The 20,623-nt window shown below is 60.2% G+C and carries 16 protein-coding genes and 2 tRNA genes; 11 read left to right on the forward strand and 7 right to left on the reverse strand.

Annotated elements, in window-relative coordinates:
* Positions 1-414 precede the first annotated feature (414 nt).
* The 4 genes from ACVWVQ_RS10365 to ACVWVQ_RS10380 all read left to right on the forward strand — a co-directional run bounded on the left by ACVWVQ_RS10365 (position 415) and on the right by ACVWVQ_RS10380 (position 5,263).
* Positions 415-1,803, forward strand: a complete 1,389-nt coding sequence (locus tag ACVWVQ_RS10365; protein ID WP_457508323.1) for a hypothetical protein — start codon at positions 415-417, stop codon at positions 1,801-1,803.
* 8 nt (positions 1,804-1,811) lie between these two features.
* Positions 1,812-4,250, forward strand: coding sequence for a primosomal protein N' (gene priA, locus ACVWVQ_RS10370; protein ID WP_457508324.1), 2,439 nt, complete (start codon positions 1,812-1,814; stop codon positions 4,248-4,250).
* Between the two features lie 96 nt (positions 4,251-4,346).
* A complete protein-coding gene (locus ACVWVQ_RS10375) occupies positions 4,347-4,718 on the forward strand; it encodes a YtxH domain-containing protein (protein WP_011433806.1) in 372 nt (123 codons plus the stop codon).
* Positions 4,715-5,263 (forward strand): hypothetical protein, encoded by a 549-nt coding sequence (locus ACVWVQ_RS10380; RefSeq protein WP_457508326.1) that lies wholly within the window; start codon positions 4,715-4,717, stop codon positions 5,261-5,263. The genes ACVWVQ_RS10375 and ACVWVQ_RS10380 overlap by 4 nt, the downstream gene beginning before the upstream one ends.
* On the opposite strand, the gene metG is transcribed toward ACVWVQ_RS10380, so the two are convergent.
* Positions 5,260-6,816, reverse strand: coding sequence for a methionine--tRNA ligase (gene metG, locus ACVWVQ_RS10385; RefSeq protein ID WP_457508347.1), 1,557 nt, complete (start codon positions 6,814-6,816; stop codon positions 5,260-5,262). The two genes, ACVWVQ_RS10380 and metG, sit on opposite strands and share 4 nt — an antisense overlap.
* 87 nt (positions 6,817-6,903) lie before the next feature.
* Here metG and ACVWVQ_RS10390 point away from each other — a divergent pair, with 87 nt between their 5' ends.
* The 4 genes from ACVWVQ_RS10390 to ACVWVQ_RS10405 all read left to right on the forward strand — a co-directional run bounded on the left by ACVWVQ_RS10390 (position 6,904) and on the right by ACVWVQ_RS10405 (position 12,755).
* Positions 6,904-8,787 (forward strand): FAD-dependent oxidoreductase, encoded by a 1,884-nt coding sequence (locus tag ACVWVQ_RS10390; RefSeq protein WP_457508328.1) that lies wholly within the window; start codon positions 6,904-6,906, stop codon positions 8,785-8,787.
* Between the two features lie 65 nt (positions 8,788-8,852).
* Positions 8,853-9,143: a hypothetical protein gene (locus ACVWVQ_RS10395; protein WP_011433810.1), complete on the forward strand. Its 291-nt coding sequence runs from the start codon at positions 8,853-8,855 to the stop codon at positions 9,141-9,143.
* A gap of 90 nt (positions 9,144-9,233) precedes the next feature.
* A complete protein-coding gene (locus ACVWVQ_RS10400; RefSeq protein WP_457508330.1) occupies positions 9,234-10,490 on the forward strand; it encodes an ATP-binding protein in 1,257 nt (418 codons plus the stop codon).
* Between the two features lie 162 nt (positions 10,491-10,652).
* A complete protein-coding gene (locus tag ACVWVQ_RS10405; RefSeq protein ID WP_457508332.1) occupies positions 10,653-12,755 on the forward strand; it encodes a hydantoinase/oxoprolinase family protein in 2,103 nt (700 codons plus the stop codon).
* 323 nt (positions 12,756-13,078) lie between these two features.
* Here ACVWVQ_RS10405 and ACVWVQ_RS10410 read toward each other — a convergent pair.
* A tRNA-His gene (locus tag ACVWVQ_RS10410) sits at positions 13,079-13,151 on the reverse strand.
* 69 nt (positions 13,152-13,220) lie between these two features.
* Here ACVWVQ_RS10410 and ACVWVQ_RS10415 point away from each other — a divergent pair.
* Positions 13,221-14,021: a photosystem II S4 domain protein gene (locus tag ACVWVQ_RS10415; protein WP_457508334.1), complete on the forward strand. Its 801-nt coding sequence runs from the start codon at positions 13,221-13,223 to the stop codon at positions 14,019-14,021.
* A gap of 49 nt (positions 14,022-14,070) precedes the next feature.
* On the opposite strand, the gene ACVWVQ_RS10420 is transcribed toward ACVWVQ_RS10415, so the two are convergent.
* The 4 genes from ACVWVQ_RS10420 to yidC all read right to left on the reverse strand — a co-directional run bounded on the left by ACVWVQ_RS10420 (position 14,071) and on the right by yidC (position 17,744).
* Positions 14,071-14,982 carry a homogentisate phytyltransferase gene (locus tag ACVWVQ_RS10420; RefSeq protein WP_457508336.1) on the reverse strand — a complete coding sequence of 304 codons (912 nt, stop codon included), beginning with the start codon at positions 14,980-14,982 and terminating at the stop codon, positions 14,071-14,073.
* 8 nt (positions 14,983-14,990) lie between these two features.
* Positions 14,991-15,479, reverse strand: coding sequence for a YceD family protein (locus ACVWVQ_RS10425; RefSeq protein WP_414381600.1), 489 nt, complete (start codon positions 15,477-15,479; stop codon positions 14,991-14,993).
* 89 nt (positions 15,480-15,568) lie between these two features.
* Complete coding sequence (locus tag ACVWVQ_RS10430; RefSeq protein WP_457508338.1) at positions 15,569-16,180, reverse strand: Jag family protein; 612 nt, start codon at positions 16,178-16,180, stop codon at positions 15,569-15,571.
* Between the two features lie 373 nt (positions 16,181-16,553).
* Positions 16,554-17,744 carry a membrane protein insertase YidC gene (yidC, locus tag ACVWVQ_RS10435; RefSeq protein WP_414350552.1) on the reverse strand — a complete coding sequence of 397 codons (1,191 nt, stop codon included), beginning with the start codon at positions 17,742-17,744 and terminating at the stop codon, positions 16,554-16,556.
* A gap of 224 nt (positions 17,745-17,968) precedes the next feature.
* Here yidC and ACVWVQ_RS10440 point away from each other — a divergent pair.
* Both ACVWVQ_RS10440 and ACVWVQ_RS10445 read left to right on the forward strand, forming a co-directional pair.
* Positions 17,969-18,040, forward strand: a tRNA-Asn gene (locus ACVWVQ_RS10440).
* 283 nt (positions 18,041-18,323) lie between these two features.
* Positions 18,324-18,842 (forward strand): inorganic diphosphatase, encoded by a 519-nt coding sequence (locus ACVWVQ_RS10445; RefSeq protein WP_414357478.1) that lies wholly within the window; start codon positions 18,324-18,326, stop codon positions 18,840-18,842.
* Between the two features lie 6 nt (positions 18,843-18,848).
* On the opposite strand, the gene ACVWVQ_RS10450 is transcribed toward ACVWVQ_RS10445, so the two are convergent.
* Positions 18,849-20,465, reverse strand: a complete 1,617-nt coding sequence (locus ACVWVQ_RS10450; RefSeq protein ID WP_457508341.1) for a B12-binding domain-containing radical SAM protein — start codon at positions 20,463-20,465, stop codon at positions 18,849-18,851.
* Positions 20,466-20,623: the final 158 nt, after the last annotated feature.

The raw sequence follows: 20,623 nt of genomic DNA on the forward strand, positions 1-20,623 counted from the left end.
GGACTCCTCTACACTCAGCAGAGACGCTTGGATTGAGACCGAGTCGATTTAGATTTAGACTCAGTTTAGAATGGTGGGGCCATCTGTCCGTGATGGCGGGGGTGGGTGTTGTGGGCGATGAAAGGGGGCAAGGTGGCAGACTCTCAGAGCACGCCCAAGCAAGGGGAGACCTCTTCCGGTCGGGAGCGGGCCTCGCGGCCGAAAAAAAGTAAGCCAAGCCCTTCTGCCCAGTCCGGGGATTTGGGAACCTCAGAAGCAAGAGCGCGGCCAAAACAGGCCGATAGCACTCCGCGCCGTGCGGAGCAGCAGGAGATTTTACAAGATCACCCTTCTGGCTTGAACCCGCCCAAAAATCTCTCTATACTGCAGGGAACTTTATCATTTGCTCCCGCTTCTTCATCTCTCCTTCAATCTATGCGTGCTCCCTCTTCAGGTGACTCGGATCCCATCCTTCCAGAGGCCCAAGCGGGCTGGTCAGCCAAGGACTCTGTCCCACTTGCGCGAACGGAACCGGATCCCAGCACGGAGCGCCATTTGGCCCTGAGGCAGCAACAGCCCTTGGAGAGCCGTCTGCTCAAAGCCGAAGCCGAGCTCCAAGAGCGGCGAGTTCTTCAGGAACAACTGCAGGCTTTGCACCAGAAGGTGGCCGAACAAGAGAAGGCGCTGCAGGAGCGGGAGCATCTCTTGCAACAGTTGCAGCAGACTTTGGCGGCTCAGAAAGTGCAGATCTCGGAGCAGGAAGCTCAACTGGCGGCTCGGCAACGCCTAAATGAACGGCAGCGGCAAGATATCGAGGCCCTGCAGGAGCAGATTGAGCAGCTACGCTTGGCCCACGCTCAGGAGCGCCGTCAATGGGAACAGCGCCAGCAGGAGCTGCAGGCCTCTCTACTGGAAGCCCAGGATGTGGCGGAAAAGCGGGTGGAAATGCTGCAACGCTTTAAGGCAGAGCTTTCTCTGGCCCGCACTCAAATTGCCGAAACTCAAGCGGAGCTGAGCAGCCTGCGGGCTTTGTACAGCGACCAACAGGCAGCCTGGCAGGAGCAACGGGAACACCTCGAGGCCCGTTTGGCAGGCTATGCCGAGACAGAAGCCGAGGCCGAGCAGCGCTGGCGGGAACAGCGGCAGGAGTTGGAAGCAGCCCTGGCCGAAGCCCAAGCTCAATTGGCGGCTTTGCAAGCTCAGCAGGAGCATCTGCGCCAGGGATCCCGGGAGCAGCAGCAGCTTCAACAGCAGTGGCAAGCCCAGGCCGAAGCGCTGCAAGTGGCCCTCTCCCAAGCCCAAGCAGAAGTTGCCCGTTGGCAGCAAGAGCACCGCCATCTCCAGGAACAGTATGCCCAAGCCCAGCAGCATCTCTCCGCCATGGAGCGGCAGTTGCAGGCTGCCTTGGAGCAGTTGGCCGCCCAACCCGACTGGCAGCCACAGTTGCGCTCTGCGCAGGCAACCATTCTCCATCTGCAAGAAGAAATTGCAACCTTGTCCACGCAACTGGAGAAGCAAGCAGAGCAGATCAAAGCCCTGCAAGGGGAGCGTGCTGCTCTGTGGGAAGAAAACCGCTCTCTCCGAGAAAAATACGAGCAGCAGCAGATGCATGTGCTGAGCTTGAAGGCGGCTTTGGAACGCAAAGGCTTGGATGTCCCACCTCGGGCCGATACCTCCAGCGCCCTCACGCGAACAGAGTCCCTTGGCCAGGCTCTGTCTCCAACCCCTGCTGCCAAGCCTACAATTCAGCCCCTGGCCCAACCTCTACCGTCTCGGGCAAGCAAGCGGGCGGTCGATCTGCCGAGGTTTCTGCCCCGTCCGTGAGGGATCCCGTGTTGCAGCCTGTTCCTCCCCGCTGGCTGGAAGTGTGGGTGGATCATCCCCATTTGGGGGGTTGCTTTACCTATCGTGTGCCAGAGGGATCCGCGCCAGAAGCGGGCGACCTGCTCAGCGTACCCTTTGGTCAGCAAATGGCGGGGGCAGTGGCCTTGGGTTGGCGCTCCGAGCTGCCGGCAGGGGTGGATCCGCAGTCGGTGCGGGAGATCGAGGCGGTGGTGGCCAAAGGGATCCTGCCCAAAGAATTCTGGCCCCTGCTGCAGCGGGTGGCCGACTATTACCTCACCCCTCTGGCCCAGGTGGTGCGCACGGTATTGCCCCCCGGCTTGCTCAGCCGTTCTCAGCGGCGTGTCCGCTTGCTCAGGCTCCCTGCCGAAGGGGAGGAATGTTCGCCGGCTGCCCAAACCCTGCTGCAGCTGCTTCAGGCCAAAGGGGGAGAGCTGTCTTGGCGCTATGTGCAACAGCAGGTGCCCACTGCCGCCCTCGCCCTGCGGGAACTGCAGCGACGGGGTTGGGTGGAGAGCTTTTGGCAGGAGCAACAGGGGGGCAGGGTGAAAACCCAGCTGGCCGCCAGTCTGGCCGACGACTCCCCAGAGGGGCTGAGCCTCCCTCAGCAGAAGGCGCTGCAGATCCTCAAGCAGAAGGGGGGAGAGCTGCTGCTCGCCGAGTGGGAGCGCCTGGCAGGAGTGAGCCGAGCGGTTCTGCAGGGGTTGGCCCGCAAAGGCCGTGTCCACCTCTACGAGCGCCCACTGCTGCGGCTGGGAGATGCCAGCCTGCCGGGGTGGCGGGATCCGCCCAAGCCCTTGACCGCAGCCCAGGCCCAGGCGGTAGAGGCGATCCGGCAAGCTTTGGGCCGGTTCCAGCGGTTTTTGCTGCACGGGGTCACCGGTTCTGGGAAAACAGAGGTGTACCTGCAGGTAATCGCCCAGGTGCTGCAGCAAGGGCAGTCGGCGCTGGTGCTGGTGCCCGAGATCGGCCTTACCCCGCAACTGATGGATCGGTTTCGGGCGCGGCTGGGATCCCAGGTGTGGGCCTACCACAGCGGCCTCTCGGAAGGCGAGCGCTACGACACCTGGCGGCAGATGCTGTCCTCCACCCCCCAAGTGGTGATCGGCACCCGCTCGGCGGTGTTTGCCCCCTTGTCCAAGCTGGGCCTGATCGTCTTGGACGAAGAGCACGACGACAGCTTCAAGCAGGATCAGCCCCAGCCCTGCTACCACGCCCGTCAGGTGGCCGAGTGGCGGGCCGAGCTGGCCGGTTGTCCCCTGGTCCTGGGCAGTGCAACCCCAGCGGTGGAAACCTATGCCGCCCATCTGCAGGATCCGCAGCGGTGGATCCGGCTGGCCCTGCCGCAGCGCATCCCCCAAGCTGGGATCCCGGCCACCCTGCCCCAACTGGAGCTGGTGGACATGCGCCAGGAGCTCCAAGCCGGCAACCGCAGCATCCTCAGCCGCCGTCTACACCAGGCCCTGCAGCAGACGCTGGACAGAGGGGAACAGGCCATTCTCTTTGTCCCCCGCCGCGGCCACAGCACCTTCGTCTTGTGCCGGAGCTGCGGGTTCGTCCTCACCTGCGAGCACTGTGATGTTTCTCTCACCTTTCACCTGGCCCATCTTGGCGGACAAGAACTGCGCTGCCACTACTGCGGCGCCCGCCAACCCCATCCGCAGCGCTGCCCCGCCTGTGGATCCCCCTACCTGAAGCACTTCGGCACCGGCACCCAAAAAGTGGTGGAAGTGCTGCACCAGCATTGGCCCCAGCTCTCGATTTTGCGCTACGACAGCGACGCCACCCGCCGCAAGGGATCCCATCGCGATTTGCTGGAGCAGTTTCGCAGCGGCAAGGCCCAGGTGCTGGTGGGCACGCAAATGCTCACCAAAGGGCTGGACATACCCCAGGTGACCTTGGTGGGCGTGATGGCCGCCGATGGGCTGTTGCACCAAGCCGACTATCGCGCCGGCGAGCGCAGCTTTCAACTGCTCACCCAGGTGGCAGGGCGCTCGGGCCGGGGATCCCTGCCAGGACAGGCGATTATCCAGACCTATCTGCCGGAGCACCCGATTTTGAGGGCGGTGCTGGCCCAAAATTACGAGGGCTTCTTGCAGGCAGAACTGCAACAACGGCGAGAGGGGGGCTATCCTCCCCATCGAGCCTTGATTTTGATCCGCTTGAGCAGCACCCGCCTGGAAGCCCTGGAGCGCTACTGCCATCGGGTGGCCGAACGCCTACAGGGGATCCCAGCAGAGGTGTTGGGGCCGGGGCCAGCTCAGGTGGAGCGGGTTGCCGGACGCTACCGCTGGCAGATCCTGCTGAAGCAACTGCCCGACCAAGATTGGGATCGCCCGAAGCTGGCTGCCCAGATCCAGGCCGCAATTGGCCATCCCCCCCAAGGGATCCGCGTCAGCCTGGATGTGGATCCCCTGCGGATTCTCTAGGGGCGGTCGGCGAAAGCAGAGAGCCCAGAGATCTAGAGAGATCTTGAGGTAGTCTAGTTTCGGGGCCACCCGTATCCAACTCAACTCTGGCAAAGCATGGCTGAAAACCGGACTGGTGCGTTTATCGGTGGGCTGTTGCTGGGAACTGCTGTGGGCACCGCCATTGGCCTGCTCTTGGCTCCCCGCAGCGGACGGGAAACGCGGCGACTGCTGAAGAAATCGGCAGAGGCCCTGCCAGAGGTAGCAGAAGATGTGACCAGCAGTCTGCAATATCAATCGGAAAAGTTGTTCGACGCTGCCCAACGCAGTTTGGATGAGGCTCTGCTGCGGCTGCAGCAGGCAGTGGCGGTGGGCAAAGAAGCCATGTTGCAGAAGCGAAGGGAGCTGCTCCAAGCCCAGAACTCGCGTCCCTTTGGCGGGGAAGAAGCTGACCTAGAAGCTCGGGATGGGGAGGAGGCGGCGGGATGAACGACCCGGTCTTTTGGCTCGGCCTCTCGGTAGGCCTGGTAGCAGTGGGCATTTTGGCAGTGATCCTGACCCTACTACCTGCCGTCATTCAACTGGGTCGAGCTGCCCAGAGCGTGGAGCGCTTTTTCGACACGCTGCTGCGGGAATTGCCGCCCACGCTGGAGGCCCTGCGCCTGACCAGCCTGGAAGTGAGCGAGATTGCCGACAGCCTCGACGAAGGGGTGAAAGGGGCTGGGCAAGTGGTGAAGCAGGTCAACCGCTCCATCGAAGGAGCACGCACCCAAGCCCAGGGCGCCCAAGTCAATATCCGCAGCCTTTGGGCAGGGGTACGGGCAGCCTGGCAGACGCTGTCCGGCGAAGTGCCCCCCACCACTGGCACGATTCACAACCCGCGGCTGCGCCCATCCGACCCATCCAACCGTTCTTTCTCCGCTGCTTCATCAACACTTCCCCTGGGAGGTGACCGCCCTTTTGCCGGCGGAGCCACACCAGAGGGATCCCAAGCCGCTGCCCAATCTTCCCGACCGGATCCTGCCAATTCTTAGGCGCTCCTCAGGATTCTCTGAAAGACGGGCGTGGGGGGCTGGGGTTCTTGCCCAGGGGGAAGCTGACCCCAAGTCGCATCGGGATCCCAGCGCAGTTGCGTGATGTCGGTGAGGGAGAACCCCAGTTGCTGCAGGATCTTGAGGCTGAGAGCGGGAATGAGGGGCGAGAGCAGCACTGCCACCCAGCGCACGCTTTCCAGAACGGCATAGAGGATCTGGGCCACCCGTTCCCCCTGCCCTTGTTTGTGCAGCGTCCAAGGAGCCTGCTCATCAAGGTATTTGTTGCTGGCCTGGGCCAAGCTGAGGGCTTTGCGGGCAGCAGAGCTGGGATCCATCCCCTCGTAGGCCGCGGCCACCAGAGGGGCAAGGGTCTCGGCCAAGGTTTTGAGGGGGTGATCTGCAGGGATCCCAACTGCGGGAATGCGGTAGTCCGGTTGATATTTCTTGAGCATGGTGAGGGTGCGGTTGAGCAGATTGCCCAGATCGTTGGCCAGATCGGCGTTGAGCACGTCAACGAAGCGGCCCTCGCTGAAATCGCCATCCTTGCCCAGCTCGATTTCCGTCAGAAAGTAGTAGCGCACGGCATCGGCGCCGTACTGGCGCACCAGCTCAAAGGGATCCACCGTGTTCCCCAGGCTTTTGCTCATCTTGAGGCCATCCTTGGTGAGAAAGCCGTGGCCAAACACCTGCTTGGGCAGGGGCAGACCTGCGGACATGAGCATGGCCGGCCAGTAAATGGCGTGGAAGCGGACAATATCCTTGCCCACCAGGTGGACATCCGCAGGCCAGTAGCGGCGTAGGGCATTTGCCAAGGTGGGCTCGTCGTCAGGATCCAAAGCAGCACTGATGTAGTTGATGAGGGCATCAAACCAAACATAAAGGGTTTGGCCGGGATCTGCCGGGAAGGGGATCCCCCAGGAGACGCTGGGGCGAGAGATGGAAAAGTCCCGCAGGCCCTGCTTGACAAAGTTAATCACCTCATTGCGGCGGCTTTCTGGTTGGATAAACTCCGGCTGCTCGGCATAGAGGGCTTCCAGCTTTTCCTGGTAGCGGGAGAGGCGAAAAAAGTAGTTTTCTTCATCTTTCCACTCCACTTTCTTGGTGGGGTGCAGAGGGCAAAACCCACCTTCTAGCAGCTCCGCCTCATCTTTAAACTCTTCGCAGGCAACGCAGTACCACCCCTGCTGCCGCCCAACGAAAATATCCCCCTGATCCCAAACCCGCTGAAAAAACTCCCGCACAATGGCTTTGTGGCGAGGGTTGGTGGTGCGGATAAAGCGGTCGTAGCGGATGTCTAGCAACTGCCAAAGCTGGGCAAACTGAGCCGCAATCTCGTCACAGTGCTGCTGAGGGGGAATGCCGCGCTCTTCGGCGGTGCGCTGGATCTTCTGGCCGTGCTCGTCAGTTCCCGTCACCATCAGCACATCCTTGCCCCGCAGGCGATGGTAACGGGCAATGGCATCCGCCACCAGGGTGGTGTAGGCGCTGCCGATGTGGGGAGCGGCGTTGACGTAGTAGATGGGGGTGGTGATGACAAAGGTGGAATCCGGCATGAGCATCCCCAAGGCTTTCTCCCATGATAGAGGTTGCGGGAAAGTCCAAAAGGCCAAGCTGTAGCGTGGGTGTGGAGAGGTCATTCGATGAAACTTCAGGTCAACCTTCTGGGGTGGAGCGGTGTGGCGTTGGGAGTAGGGATCCTCGGGGCGGGAGCGGGCCTGGCCCAACCCTCGACGGCGCCCCTGCCGGAAACCCGGATCCCCTGTGAGATTTTCATCGCGGGGGGTGGGCTGGGGGGGGTGGCAGCGGCCTATGACGCGCTGCAACTGGGCCGGCAGGTGTGCATGACGGAGATCAGCGATTGGATCGGGGGGCAGGTGAGCGCCCAGGGGGTCTCGGCTTTGGACGAGCGACCCCTGCAGCGAGAAAACGACATCTTCCCTAGGGGCTACAGCGAGTTTCGCCGGCGGGTACGGGAAAAATACGGCGGGGATCCCAATCCGGGCAAATGCTGGGTGAGCGTGCTCTGCTTTTCCCCTCAGGTGGGCCACCAGGTGATTCGGGAGATGTTGGATCCCTATCTGCAGTCGGGGCAGTTGCGGCTATTTACGGAGACGGTGGTCAAAGACTTGGAGATTGCGGATTACCAAATCCGCAGCGTGCAGGCCATCCGCAACATCCCCAAACACGCCGGCGTCCAGCCAGAGAATCGAGGGGATCTCTCCAGCTACTTTCTCGATTTTTATCGTCTAGAACCCACCGACGACTGGGACAAGGAGATCCTGCGCTTTGAGCCGCCGCCAGAACGCCAGGGGAAAACCCTGCCCTGGGTGGTGATCGACGCTACTGAAACCGGCGAGCTGCTGCCCTTGGCGCGGGTGCCCTACCGCCTGGGAACTGATGGCCAAAGCCGCTGGGAACCCAGCTCCAAGCCCTATGTGGATCCCTACTGTACCCAGGGCTTCACCTACACCTTTGTCATGGAGCGCTTCCCCGTGCCGCAGGTGCCGGTCAAGCCGGAGTTCTACAACGATCCCCTGCACGGCCCCTACTACAGTTACGAACACCCTCGCTTCAACTTTGCGCTGATCTTCACCTACCGCCGCATCCGGGGGCAGGTGTTCGGCTTTGGGGAAGAGGCCATTCGGGTGGGGGATCAGTCAATGCAAAACTGGACTTGGGGCAACGACTGGCGCATCACCGGCCCGGAGATGAACCTCATCCTTACCCACGAGCAACTGCAGGCCTCAGGCCAACTGCAGCCGGGCGGCTGGATGGGGGGCCTGCGGGTGGAAGCCCTGCGGCGAGCTGAGCAGCATGCTAAGGGCTTTTTCTACTGGCTGGTGGCGGGAAGGACGGATTTTCTCCTGCAACAGGAGGATCCCAACTTTCAAAAAGACTTCTACTTGCGCTATGCCTACCTACGGGGGCCCAATACCCCCATGGGAACTGCCAGCGGCCTCTCCAAGTACCCTTATATCCGCGAGTCGCGGCGCATCATTGGTCGGCCCAGCCTCTCCTACCCAGAAGGATTTACCATCTACGAGTCGGACATCACCACACGGGAATCGGAGCTAAACCGCGGGCGGCCCTTCATCTTCTACGACTCGGTGGGGGTGGGCCAGTACCCCATCGACTTTCACGATTGCCTGCTGCCGGGTTTTTCCCTGCCCCCCAGCAACAACAAAGACGCGCAGGCCCCCAGCTACCCTTACCAGATCCCCCTGCGGGCTCTGATCCCCCAGCGCATTGACAATCTGCTAGCCGGCAACAAAAATATCGCCACCAGCCGCATTGCCAGTGCCTCCTACCGGGTGCATCCGGTGGAATGGGCCATTGGCACCGCCGCCGGCCACACGGCCCACTTTGCCCTAGAACGGGATCTGATCCCGGCGGAGATCGTGGAGGAGCCGCTTTTGGATTTGCGGCTGTTGCCGGCTCTCCAGGCCCAAATCCAGAGCTTGGGCAACCCCATTCAATTTCCTGGCACCACCATTACCGCCACCGATTGGGCCCAATCCCGCTAGCCTAGAAAGGCAGGGTTGGGAGTTGACCGGTGAATCCCGTTGGGGTTGGACTTGTGGGCTGGGAGATGCTTCGCCCCTCTTTATGGGCCGCCACGGCTCTGTGGGGCTTAGGGCTAATGTGGGGGTTTTCGCCGCTGCATCAAAAGCTGCAGGAGAGCTGGGAAAAGCAATTGCTATGGGATCCCAGTGGAGCTTTGGCTTCCTTGCTGAGCACCCTTCCCTTTTTGCTGGCAGCAGGCTTGGTGGTAGCCCTGACGGAGATCTCCTTGGGCAAAAGCTGGGCCGTCTCCTGCGGCCTGATCGCCTGCGTCGGCGGAGGCCTCTATGAACTGGGCCGGCGGGACAATGCCAGGTAACTCAAGCGCTCCGTGTTGTTAACGCAACTACCCCCAGTCTCCTCCCCTAGGGAGCGGATAAGCAACGCCAAGTTAGAGCGGCTTCAAGCGATGACCCCCCTCCAAGAAGCAGCAGAAGCAGCGGCCAAGCTGCTGGTATTCCGGGACATCTGCACCCACCCCCTAGCCCTAGCCTGGCAGGAGCTAATCCAGCAGTTGATGAGTGGGGATCCCTTGCCTTGCTGGGCGGCCTACGGGCGCTGGTTTGAGCTTTTGGCCCGGCAGGGCCTGAGCTGGCGGGAGTGGCTGATCCGGGAGATTGGCTGGGCAGATAACCCCTTTTCCCGCGCGGCGCTGCGATCCCAAGGGATCCCAGAGCCTCTTATGCAGGCGGCCCGCCACGACCTGCGCTGTCTGCAAACCCTAGCGGACAGTCAGGAGACCATTGCCGAGCAGATGCAGGCGTTGGGGTTGGGGATCCCCTGGCCCGATGGGGAAACCGATAGCGCTGGCTGGGATCCCCGCCCTTTTGCCGATTGGGGCCTGAGCCTGGAGGACTTGATTGCCCACTATCGCCGAGAAGGGGTGGGAATCTGTGCTCGCTACTGGGCCTTTCGCTGGGGGCCAGCAGGGCTAGAAGGGATCCCTGCTCCCGATCTGTCTGACTGGGAGGAGATCTACGGCTACGAACGGCAGAAACAGCAGTTGGCGGCCAACACCGAAGCCCTGCTGCGGGGGGATCCGGCTTTGCATGTGTTGCTCTACGGGGCGCGGGGTACGGGCAAGTCTTCCCTGGTGAAGGCCTTGTTGCGCCGCTACGGCCCGCAGGGGTTGCGCCTATTGGAGCTGCGACGAACTGACTTGGTTCAGTTGCCGGAGATTTTGGCAGAGCTGCGGGCGCAGGTGTTGCCTTTCATCTTGTTTGTGGACGATCTCTCCTTTGAGGCAGAGGAAACCGAGTTCAAGCAGCTCAAGGTGCTCCTGGAGGGGGATCTCGTTGCGCCGCCCCCCAACGTGCGCCTTTATGCCACCAGCAACCGCCGCCATCTCATCCGCGAGTTTTTTGGCGACCGTCCCAATCCCCAAGATCAAGAAGTCCACGCCTGGGATACGGTCCAGGAAAAGCTGTCGCTGCGGGATCGCTTCGGCCTCACCCTCACCTTCACCCCCTTCACCCAGGGAGATTACCTGGCAACCGTAGAACACTTGGCCCAGCGGCTGGGTTTCACCCAATCTTTGGATGTCCTGCGCCGCCAGGCCCTGATCTGGGCCCAACAGCAAAACGGCTTTTCCGGTCGCACTGCCCGCCAGTTCTTGGATGCCGTTCGGGCAGGGCTGGTGAAAGGCAACGATGGACTTCCGAGCTAGAGGTGGTGACTATTCCAAACTCCAAAAAAGACAGAAGTTGCTGAGCTACACTCGCTACACGAAGGGGCGCCGGTCAGCCTGTCTCTGCCGTTACAAAAGCCAGGCGTCATAGCCATAGTCCGACCAAGGGCTGGCCCCAGAAGAAGGCAAAAGAAATGCACGATGGAAGCCATGGTCGCATCAGCGTTGGGTAGCAACCTCGATCCGGCCAATCTGGATCAGACGGAAGCAAGCCGCAGCTTGGCCCGCCTGGGGATCGATGTGGGGGGCACCTTTACTGATCTGGTGCTCTTGCAGGATGGCCAGATGCAGACGGCGAAGGTGCTGTCTACCCCCAGCCCTGAGGAGGGAGTCTTTGCGGCGCTGGACAAGCTGGGGGCGCTCCAAGGAGAGCTCCGGGTTGACCTGTTCTGCCATGGCATGACGGTGGCCACCAACGCGCTGCTGGAGCGCAAGGGATCCCCCACCCTGTTTTTGACCACGGCGGGCTTTCGGGATGTGCTGGCCATTGCCCGTCAAAACCGCCCCTCTCTGTATGACCTGACACAGCCCAAGCCGGAGCCGGTGGTGCCCCGCCACCATTGCCTGGAGGTGAAGGAGCGCTGCAGCGTGGGTGGAGTGTTGGATCCGCTCACCGATGCCGAAATCCGGCGGGTGGTGCAGGAGGTGGGGGAACGAGTGCAGCGGGATGGGATCCGCGCTATTGGGGTGGGGTTTTTGTTTTCTTTTCTCTACCCGGAGCACGAACAGCGGCTGGGGACGGCCTTGCGGCAGGCTTTTCCCGATCTGCACCTTTCCCTGTCTTGCGAGGTGGCGCCGGAGTTCCGCGAATACGAGCGCTTCAGCACCACCGCCATCGATGCCTACCTCAGCCCGGCACTGGCGGGCTACCTGCACCGCTTGGCCCAAGGATGTCGGGAGCGAGGGATCCCCCAGCCCTTGATCATGCAGTCTTCCGGCGGGGTGACCTCCATCCCTCAGGCGGCGGCCCATGCTTCGGTGGCTTTGCTCTCAGGGCCGGCAGGCGGAGTTTACGGGGCGGCCTATCTGGGTCGGCTGAGTGGATACCCCCACTTGCTCAGCTTCGATATGGGGGGAACCAGCACAGATGTGGCCTTGATCCAAGATGGGATCCCCCAGGTTACTCCCGCAGCGGTGGTGTGCGGCTTGCCCGTGCAACAGCCCCAAATTGACATCCACACCGTCAGTGCCGGCGGCGGATCCCTGGCCTATTTGCTGCCCGGCGGTGGGCTCCAGGTGGGGCCAGAGAGTGCCGGATCCGACCCTGGGCCGGCCTGCTACGGTCGGGGGGGAAGGGCTCCGACGGTTACCGATGCCAACCTCTGGCTGGGGTACCTGCCGGATGGCGGGCGGCTGGGCGACTCGGTGCAGCTACGGCGAGAGCTGGCGGAACAGGCTATTGCCACGCTGGCGGATCCCTTGGGTTTGAGCTTGCAGGAAACTGCCGTTGGCATTCGCACCTTGGCCAACGTCGCCATGTCGCGGGCCTTGCGGGTGATCAGCGTGGAGCGGGGTTTGGATCCCGCCGATTTTGCCCTGCTGGCCTTCGGCGGAGCCGGGCCCATGCATGCCTGTGCTTTGGCAGAAGAGCTGGGCATCCGCACGATCTTGATCCCGGCTGCCTGTGGGGTGCTCTCGGCGCTGGGAATGGCTTTGGCAGATCTGCGGCGAGACTATCGGCGGGCCATCCTCCAATCTCTGCGGCAGCTTGCGTCCGATTCAGGGGGATCCCTGCTGGCCCAATGGGCAGAACCCCTGATCCGCCAGGCCCAAGCCGATCTGCAGGAGCCGGCGCTGCACTTCAGCTTGGACTTGCGCTATCGCGGCCAGTCTTTTGAGTTGGGGATCCCAGTGCGGTTGTCGGATCCGATTGCTCATCTGGAACAGCAGTTTCACCAGGCCCACCGACAACGCTATGGATGGCAAGATTCAGCCCAGCCGGTGGAGGCAATTCAGTTGCGTCTACAGGCAGTGCAGGCCCTACCCACCGTGCCTTTGACTGCACCCCACCCTTTGCCAGGGGATCCCCTCAAGGGTCGGCGAGAGGCATGGTTTGGGGGCAGGATGCGCCTGGTGCCGGTTTACGATCGGCAGCGCATGGATGTGGGGTTTCAACTGCGCGGGCCGGCAATTGTCGAGATGCCGGAGGCAACTGCGGTGATCGAAGCCGGTTGGACAGGTGTCATTGACGAAGTGGGAACCCTAATCTTGAGCTGTGTTCACAATGGCGGGACGGAGTTTTAGTGAGTTCACCCGTAAGGCAGTTTCGATGCAAACCAGGACACTGCACCCACACCCAAGACATTGAATGCATGGGGCCAGAAGGCTTTTCAAGGACTCCGTCCCGCTGGCGCGATCAGTAGCCCAGGTGTCTCACCCTAACCTGAAAGACCACAGCAGAGCTTGTTTTGAGAGGGAGAGGCAGGTGCTCCAGATCACCTTGACGAATACCTTCACGATTTTTGCGTCCAGATAGGGTGTTGTCTGTTTTCGTTTGTCAGGGTCTAGATAGATGGACTGGCCTCTGCAGCCCTTGCCCTGACTGGATTTTCGCGATTTCCCTCAAGGGCGGACGATGGGACTCGAACCCACGAATGGAGGATCCACAATCCTCTGCCTTAACCGCTTGGCTACGCCCGCCGCGATTCCGGCTATCTAGCTTAGCATGGGAAAAACGGGACTGAACTACAAAGGTCGAAGCGCCTCAAAATGCTACCCAGAGCCGATTTGTTGCGAGGGGCAGAGCATCGAGAAACCTTGGCACGGGTCTTGGATTTGGGAGAGCAAGCCCTCAAGACCTGGCAAGTGGTCTGGAGCGGCTTCCTTTCCCCACCGGAAATAGCGGAGGTGCAAGCTCGGCTGCGCAACTTGACCGAACTACAAGTGGGGGCCTGGGGAGGGTACCCCCAAGCAGAGCGCCAACGCATAGCCCTGGCCCGCTCTGAGGTGGGTCTGGATGTCCGGGATCCCAAGCCCGACCCAGAAGGGATCCCATTGGCCGCCATTCAGATTCAAGGCAACTTTCTCTTCGACCCGGCCACCCACCGCGATTTTCTGGGAGCCCTGTTGGCGTCCGGCATCGCCCGTGAGAAAGTGGGAGACATCCTCCTGCTGGGGGACTCAGGCGCCCAGGCCATCGTTGTGCCCGAAATGGTGGATTACCTCACCCTAAACCTGACACAGGTGCGCACAGTGCCTGTCAAAGTGAGCCGGATCCCCCTGAGCCAGTTGAACATTCAACCCCCCCGCGTCAAATCCATCACCAGCGTGGAAGCCTCTTTGCGCCTGGATGCGGTAGCCTCAGCTGGGTTTGGCATCTCCCGCAGCAAGATGGTGGAAGAAATCCAACGGGGGGAAGTGCGGGTCAACTGGAAGCCCATTACCCAAGCCAGCTACACCGTTGGCCCTCAGGATTGGATTGCCATTCGCGGTCGTGGTCGGCTGCAAATCGAAGAGGTAGCCGAAACAAAAAAAGGCCGCTTTCGGGTGCAAATGAGGCGGTATCTCTAGATTTTTTCCTGTCTGAGTTTGGGGAGATCGTTACCTCCAGGAAAATGCTCTAGAAAAAAGAGAAAAAGGCCCAAGGGTAAAGCAAATACTCCAAGTAAAACAACTTCCAGATCAGTTGATAATAGCCAACAATCGCCTCCCGACGGCTGAGATCCAGATGGACACCATAGCCCAAGAGGATCCCCAGCCCCAACACATGGCTCACCAACAGCCAGAGGCCGTTGCCCGCAAGGAGAAAAGAGATCCCCACCCCGATAAATCCCAGATAGCACAAGGCCAAAATGCCGATACAAAACCTTGAGATCCGCTCTGGCCCAAAGCGCAGCGAGAAGGTGGCAATGGCAAACTGGCGATCCCCTTCCATGTCGGGAATATCTTTGAAAAGGGCGATCACCAGCCCAAAAATCGACATAAACCCCGTCAGCCAAACAATCGGGGCTGAAAGCTCGACCCTTTCCTGCATCACCTGCTGAAAATGGCTGTAAAGGCCCAAATTGACGATCAAACCCCGCACGCTGTAGATGCAAGCCGAGGCCGCCAGCGGAAAACGCTTCAACCGCAAGGGGGGCAGCGAATAGGCCGTGCCGATCCCATTGCTCAAAAGCACCGTCAGCAGCAGGTAGGGGATCCCGGCCATGGCCAGCAGGACGGACGCCACCCCACAACCCACGACGATCCCCACCCCCTGTCGCCAACTCAGGGATCCAGCAGCTAAGGGCAAATGGGGTTTGTTGATGCGGTCGATTTCAACATCCGTCAGTTGATTCAAGCCGACGATGTAGACATTGGCCGCCAAACAGGCCGCCCAAGCCCAGACCAACTGGGGCAGCGCCGAGAGAACCGGTTGCAGGGATCCGGCAGCCACAAACCCCGCCAACAGGTAGAGGCCCACCACGCTGGCGCTGGTGCCGTAGACGGTGTGGGGTCGAGCAAAACGCCAGAGAACTTGTGGGCGCAACATCAAAAAAGCTAGGGAGAGTCTTCCAGGAGAGAAGCTAGGGCTGCCCAGCGGGGATCCGCCGTTGGTGCTGTAGCTTCCACCGCAATGCCCGGACAATCGGGACGGCAGGGCAACTGGCGGGGCATCTCCAAATGCAGGTGCTGGTACATCCAGTCTTCGACATCCAGCTCACCATTGGGGGGCAGGCTCTCCAGCAGATCTTCTTCGTCTTGCAATTCCAGCTCCAAGGGGAGAGGTTCGGGATCCCGAATCAAAATGATCTCCTCAACTTCCAGGTGCAGCCGGTGGTTGAACTGCTGTAGGCAGCGGTGGCAGGTGAGGGTGACAATGGTACGAGCTTCAGCACTCACTTCGAGAAAATGGCCCCGATGGCTGACTTCCAGGGATCCCTCCACAGGGGTCAAACTCTCAAAGCCCGAAAAAAACTGCCTAAACTGCAATTCTTGGGTTTGACCGGGCATCTGCCGCAGATCCGATAGACGAATTGGCCTCAGCATGGCACCCCCCTTCACGCGTTTTGGGTAGCAGGGATCCCTGTCGTCACCGTAGCAAGAGGGCCAACTTGTTCCCAGCCCTCTGCCCACTCTCAAGATGGGGAAGCTGCCCGACGGATAACCAAGCGCCGGTCAGGCTCTTTGCCACGGCTGAAAGTTTCCAGATCGGCATAGGCAGGGTCATTCAAGAGAGTATGAATTTGCCGACGCTCGGCAGCCGAGAGATCGGGAAACTCGTATTCCCGGCCAGTGGCCCTCACCTTTTCCACAGCAGCGGCAACCAAAACCTTCAGCTCCTGCAAACGCCGCTGCCGATAGCCGTCCAAATCCAAAATGTAGGGCTGCTGCTGGTCTTCCGGCCGGTTCAGGTTGAGAAGGGTGTTGGCCAGGTACTGCAACGCATCCAGCACCACGGGGGAGCGATCCTCCTCTTGAGGGGAATCTCTGGAAGATGGAGAGGGCAAGGGGGGGGCTTTCGCCAACAGCAGCCGCTTCTGAGCTGGGGTCAAAGAGTCTGCCTCAATTTCCAGCACCTCCCCCACCACCCGCACCACCGCCGGGATCCCCATAGCCGCCAGCACCTGCTGTAACCACTGCCTGGCTCGCTCTTGATTGGCCGCAAAGGTGGACTTGTTTGGCGAAGGGGCAACGGTTCCCTCAGATTTCCTAGCAGCAGATCCCGTAGAAGACTTAGGACGGCTCATCCTGGGCAGCTTCCAACTTTGAAGAGCATGACTCTAGTCAATAATAAGCTCAACTATACTGAAAATAATGTATAATATGTTCAGTACGGATTACTACCAGTTGATCTTTCTGTTTACTTTCGAGTCTGCCAACATGGTAGCCAAAGCAAAGCAGAAAATTGGTAGTAAGACGACACGGAAACTGCGCTTTGGGTATTCTACTCAAAGCTTTGCGGGATACCGCCATTCTGTTTGGACTCCGTCCCGCTAACGCGAATGGAAACAAACAGAATGCTATCGCTGCATAGTTGAACAGTGATGTTCAGCAGTGTTCAGCGTAAATGTATCAGGTATCAACACTCCACCACAAGTCCACCCCAACAGCGAGGATCCCCTAGGGCTCAAAGGGCAAGGATTCCCGTCCCTCCTTGGCTGCTCTGGGCTTGGTCGATTTTTCCACTTCCTTGGCCTCCACAGTGATCGCCTGGGCGGCCCGACGGCGCTCCTCTTCCACCAACTGCTGTAAGTTCTCCGGCAACGGCTCCCGCGAGAGCAGGAAAGTCTGCACCGTTTGGAAGATATTAGAGACAAGGATGTAGAGCAAAACCCCTGCCGGCAGAGGGAAGAACAGGAACATCGCCGAGAACAGCACAGGGGTGATCCGAGCCATGGAACTTTGGCTGGGATCCTCTTTGCCCGTATCCTGTCCGGCATTGGTTAGGTACTGGTTCAGGTAAATGGACACCCCAAAGATGACGATCATGGCGATGATATCCCAGTGGATGGTGCCATCCTCGTCGAAGGCCCCCACACGGCCCAACTTGTCGATGAACAGAAAGCCGGTGTCAGAGGCCAAACCGGGAATGGACACCTGCACGGTCACATCCCCCGGCTGCAGAGCCAGCAAGGTGCCATCCGGCTTTATCTGGGCACGATCTTCCCCTTTGGTGATCTTCCAGGTGGGCTGTAACAGATTGGGATCCCCACCCGCTTCGGCCACCAATTGCTCAAAAGGCTTGCCCCCCGGCCCTTGAAGCAGAAATTGCACCTCCTCCCCAACGGCAACCTTGGTGCCTTTGGGTTCCACCAGCACCACCGGCTTGTGAAGAGAGTCGGTGACAAAAATGTTCTTGCTGGGGCTGACGTAGGGGGCGGGCACCACTTCAGCCGCCATTTCCGCCGGCAGGATCTGCAAGTTGACATCGTAGGTTACTGCCGCAAAAGGGGATCCCCGCAGGGTGGCAAACAGGGCAAACAGCACTGGCATTTGAATGAGCAGTGGCAGGCAGCCCCCCAAGGGATTGGCCCCCAGCTCGCTGTAAAGCTTGGCCTGGGCTTCCCGAAGCTTTTGCGGGTCGTCTCGGTATTTCTCCTGGAGTTCTCGCATCCGCCGCTGCATCACCGGGCTGATCACCTTCATGCGCCGCATGTTGCGGATGGATCCCACATTGAGCGGGTAGAGGGCAAAGCGGATCACCAACGTCAGGAAGATAATGGCCAGTCCATAGCTGGGCACGATCCCATAGAAAAAATCCAGGATCGGCAGCATGACGTTGTTGGAGAGAAATCCGACTCCGAAGTCCATGAGGGGCGCTGGCAAATGTCCGTAACCATTGTAATGGCTTCCGTTCGGTTGACGAGGGCGTTTTCAGGGTTTGTCCCCTGGATCCGTCAGATAGACCTGAGAAAGGCGAGCAATTGAGCAAAATCAAGCCCGCTCCACTGAACAGGGATCCCAAGGCCAAACCAGAACCCCTCATCGGCAGTTGCCTAGCAGTCCTTTTTTCCCCTATGATGAGAAACGCTTGATCCTCGGTAGCTCAGCGGTAGAGCGGTCGGCTGTTAACCGATTGGTCGCAAGTTCGAATCTTGCCCGGGGAGTATGTCTGAGCCAATCAAGGAAGCCGGATCCGGAACCCTATCCTTCCAGGCGGCTCTGGGCCTGCTGAGGGAAAGGTGGAGAGAAAACCCAGTCTCCCATCTCGTCGAGGAAGATGCGACGCTAAGCCAGACGTGGAGAAAATAATGTGAAGCAATGTGAAGGCGGCTAAGGGTTTCGTCCCGCCTGTTCCCGGCAAGTGTCAAGAGTCTCTGTCCTTTGGGGCAAGGAGTATGTCAGAATACCCTCTGGCTGTCTATTCCCAATCCGAGGGTGCTTGCTGTGATCGACCTGTCGCGGATCCCTGCCCAACCCAAGCCCGGCCTGCTCAACATCTTGATTGAGATTCCCGGCGGCAGCAAAAACAAGTATGAGTTCGACAAAGACATGGCAGCGATGGCGCTGGATCGGGTGCTCTATTCCTCGGTGCAGTACCCTTACGACTACGGCTTTGTGCCCAATACGCTGGCCGGGGATGGGGATCCCTTGGATGGCTTGGTGATCATGGATCAGCCCACTTTCCCAGGGTGTGTGGTCACGGTGCGACCCTTGGGCATGTTGCAGATGATCGATGGCGGGGATCCCGATGAGAAGCTGCTGTGTGTGCCTGCTAAGGATCCCCGCTATGCTTCGGTGACCAAGCTGGAAGACATCGCCCAGCACCGCCTGGATGAGATCGCGGAGTTTTTCGCCACCTACAAGCGCCTGGAAAAGAAAGAAACCCAGATCTTGGGCTGGAAAGGCTTGGCCGAAACCGAGGCGATTATTGCCAGCAGCATCGCAGCTTGCAAACAACCCAAATAGGTATTTTCAAGAGATACGAACAGAAAGAGCTTCCTGGCGATGTTGCAACAGTCGCTCCAGGGTGAGGGGCCCTTCGATGTGTTGCCAAGGCAAGGGATCCGCTGGATCCCAGTGGCTGTGCACGTAGTAGTCTAGGGGCGGCAGTTGCCCTTTAAGCTCTTTGAAAGCCCGCCGGTAGCTCCCCAAAGATTCGCCAAAGTCCCGCGCCAACTGCAAGACTTTTCCCACCCGCCGATCCCCTCGCGAGATGAGGGCTTGGATCACCGACCAGCTATAGCTTTCCGGGCGCAACTCCACCCCCAAGGGACGCAGGTGTTTCTGGAAAAACTGCAGTTTTTTCTCGGCTTTGGGATCCACCCCGTGCCACTGAAAAGGAGTGTGGGCTTTGGGCACAAAGGTGCTGCAACCCAGCGTTAGGCGCAGGCCGGGAGCCGCTTTTTTGAGCTCTTGGAAAAGGGCTACTGTGGCCTCCAGATCTGCCTGGGTTTCCGCCGGGATCCCTACCATGCCGTAGAACTTGATGCCCTTCAGACCTCCAGCCTGGGCGTGGGCTGCTGCTGCCAAGATTTCCGGGTTGCTTAACTTCTTGTTGATGATCTGGCGCAGTTGTTCTGAGCCACTTTCGATGGCCACCGTAATGGACTGGCTGCCCCGGCGGGAGAGTACCTGCGCCAGACGTGGGGTTACGGTAGCGGTGCGCACCGAGGCCAAACTGAGACGCACCTGCTCGAAGCGATCCTGGGCCAAGTGCTCCAGCAACTGCTCGAATTGCGGGTGTTGGGTTACCGAAGCCCCCAGCAACCCAATCCGCTGGGTAACCTGCAGCCCCCGCTCTACCGCCGGGATCAAATGCCCCTCCACATCCGCCACCCGGAAAGGCAACGTTAGGTAGCTGGCCAGGCAAAACCGACACATCTCCGGGCAGCTGCGCACCACCTCCACCATGTAGATGCTCTCCCAGGCCGCTTTGGGGGTGACTACTGTGGAAACCGAGAGGGTGTTGCCGCGGAAGGTGTGTTTGCGAATGGAGCTAGGGATCCCGGCCACTTTGGGGAGCACCTTCTCCACCGGGCCGTCGGGCTCCCGGTATTGGGGTTCGTACAAGCCGGGCACATAGATCCCTGGCACCTGCGCTAGCGCCTGCAATTTCTCAGCCCGGGATCCCTGGCGCACCTCCCGATAGACCTCGATCATCTTCTCCAGAAGACCTTCCCCATCCCCCAACAAGATCAGGTCAAAAAACTCGGCAAAGGGCTCAGGGTTGGCTGTCAGTACCGGGCCGCCGCCAAAGACCAAGGGGTGGGCTTCTTCCCGCTCCTCAGATCTGGGAGGGATCCCGTGCCGTTCCAGCAGAGCCAGGATATGGACATAATCCAGCTCCCAGGATAGGGAAAAGCCGAACAGCTCCGGCTCCCGGGGCAGGGGTTCAGCCAGATCCGTAAAGAGGCGGGAGACGGCCACATCTCGGCGGCTGGCCAGCAGACTCCAGATGACTTGATAGCCCAGGCTGGTGATCCCCACTGCGTAGGTGTTGGGGAAGGCGTAGATTACCCGCACTGCGTCGGGGTCAGGCGTGGCCGGGGCAAAGAGCAACTGCTCCAGGGCAAACTCTGAACTAGCCAAGGGATCCCGCTGTGTTGGATTGAGGTTTGGGTTCTGGCTCGGAAGAGTTTTGATTTGCCTGCCGAACTTTTTTGGCTCCTGCATGCTAACAAAAGCTAGCATCTTTCACCAATGCAGATTGCCGGAACAGGGCAGTTCTGCCCAAGCAGGCAGGAAAA

This window comes from Thermostichus sp. MS-CIW-36, from assembly GCF_054059035.1.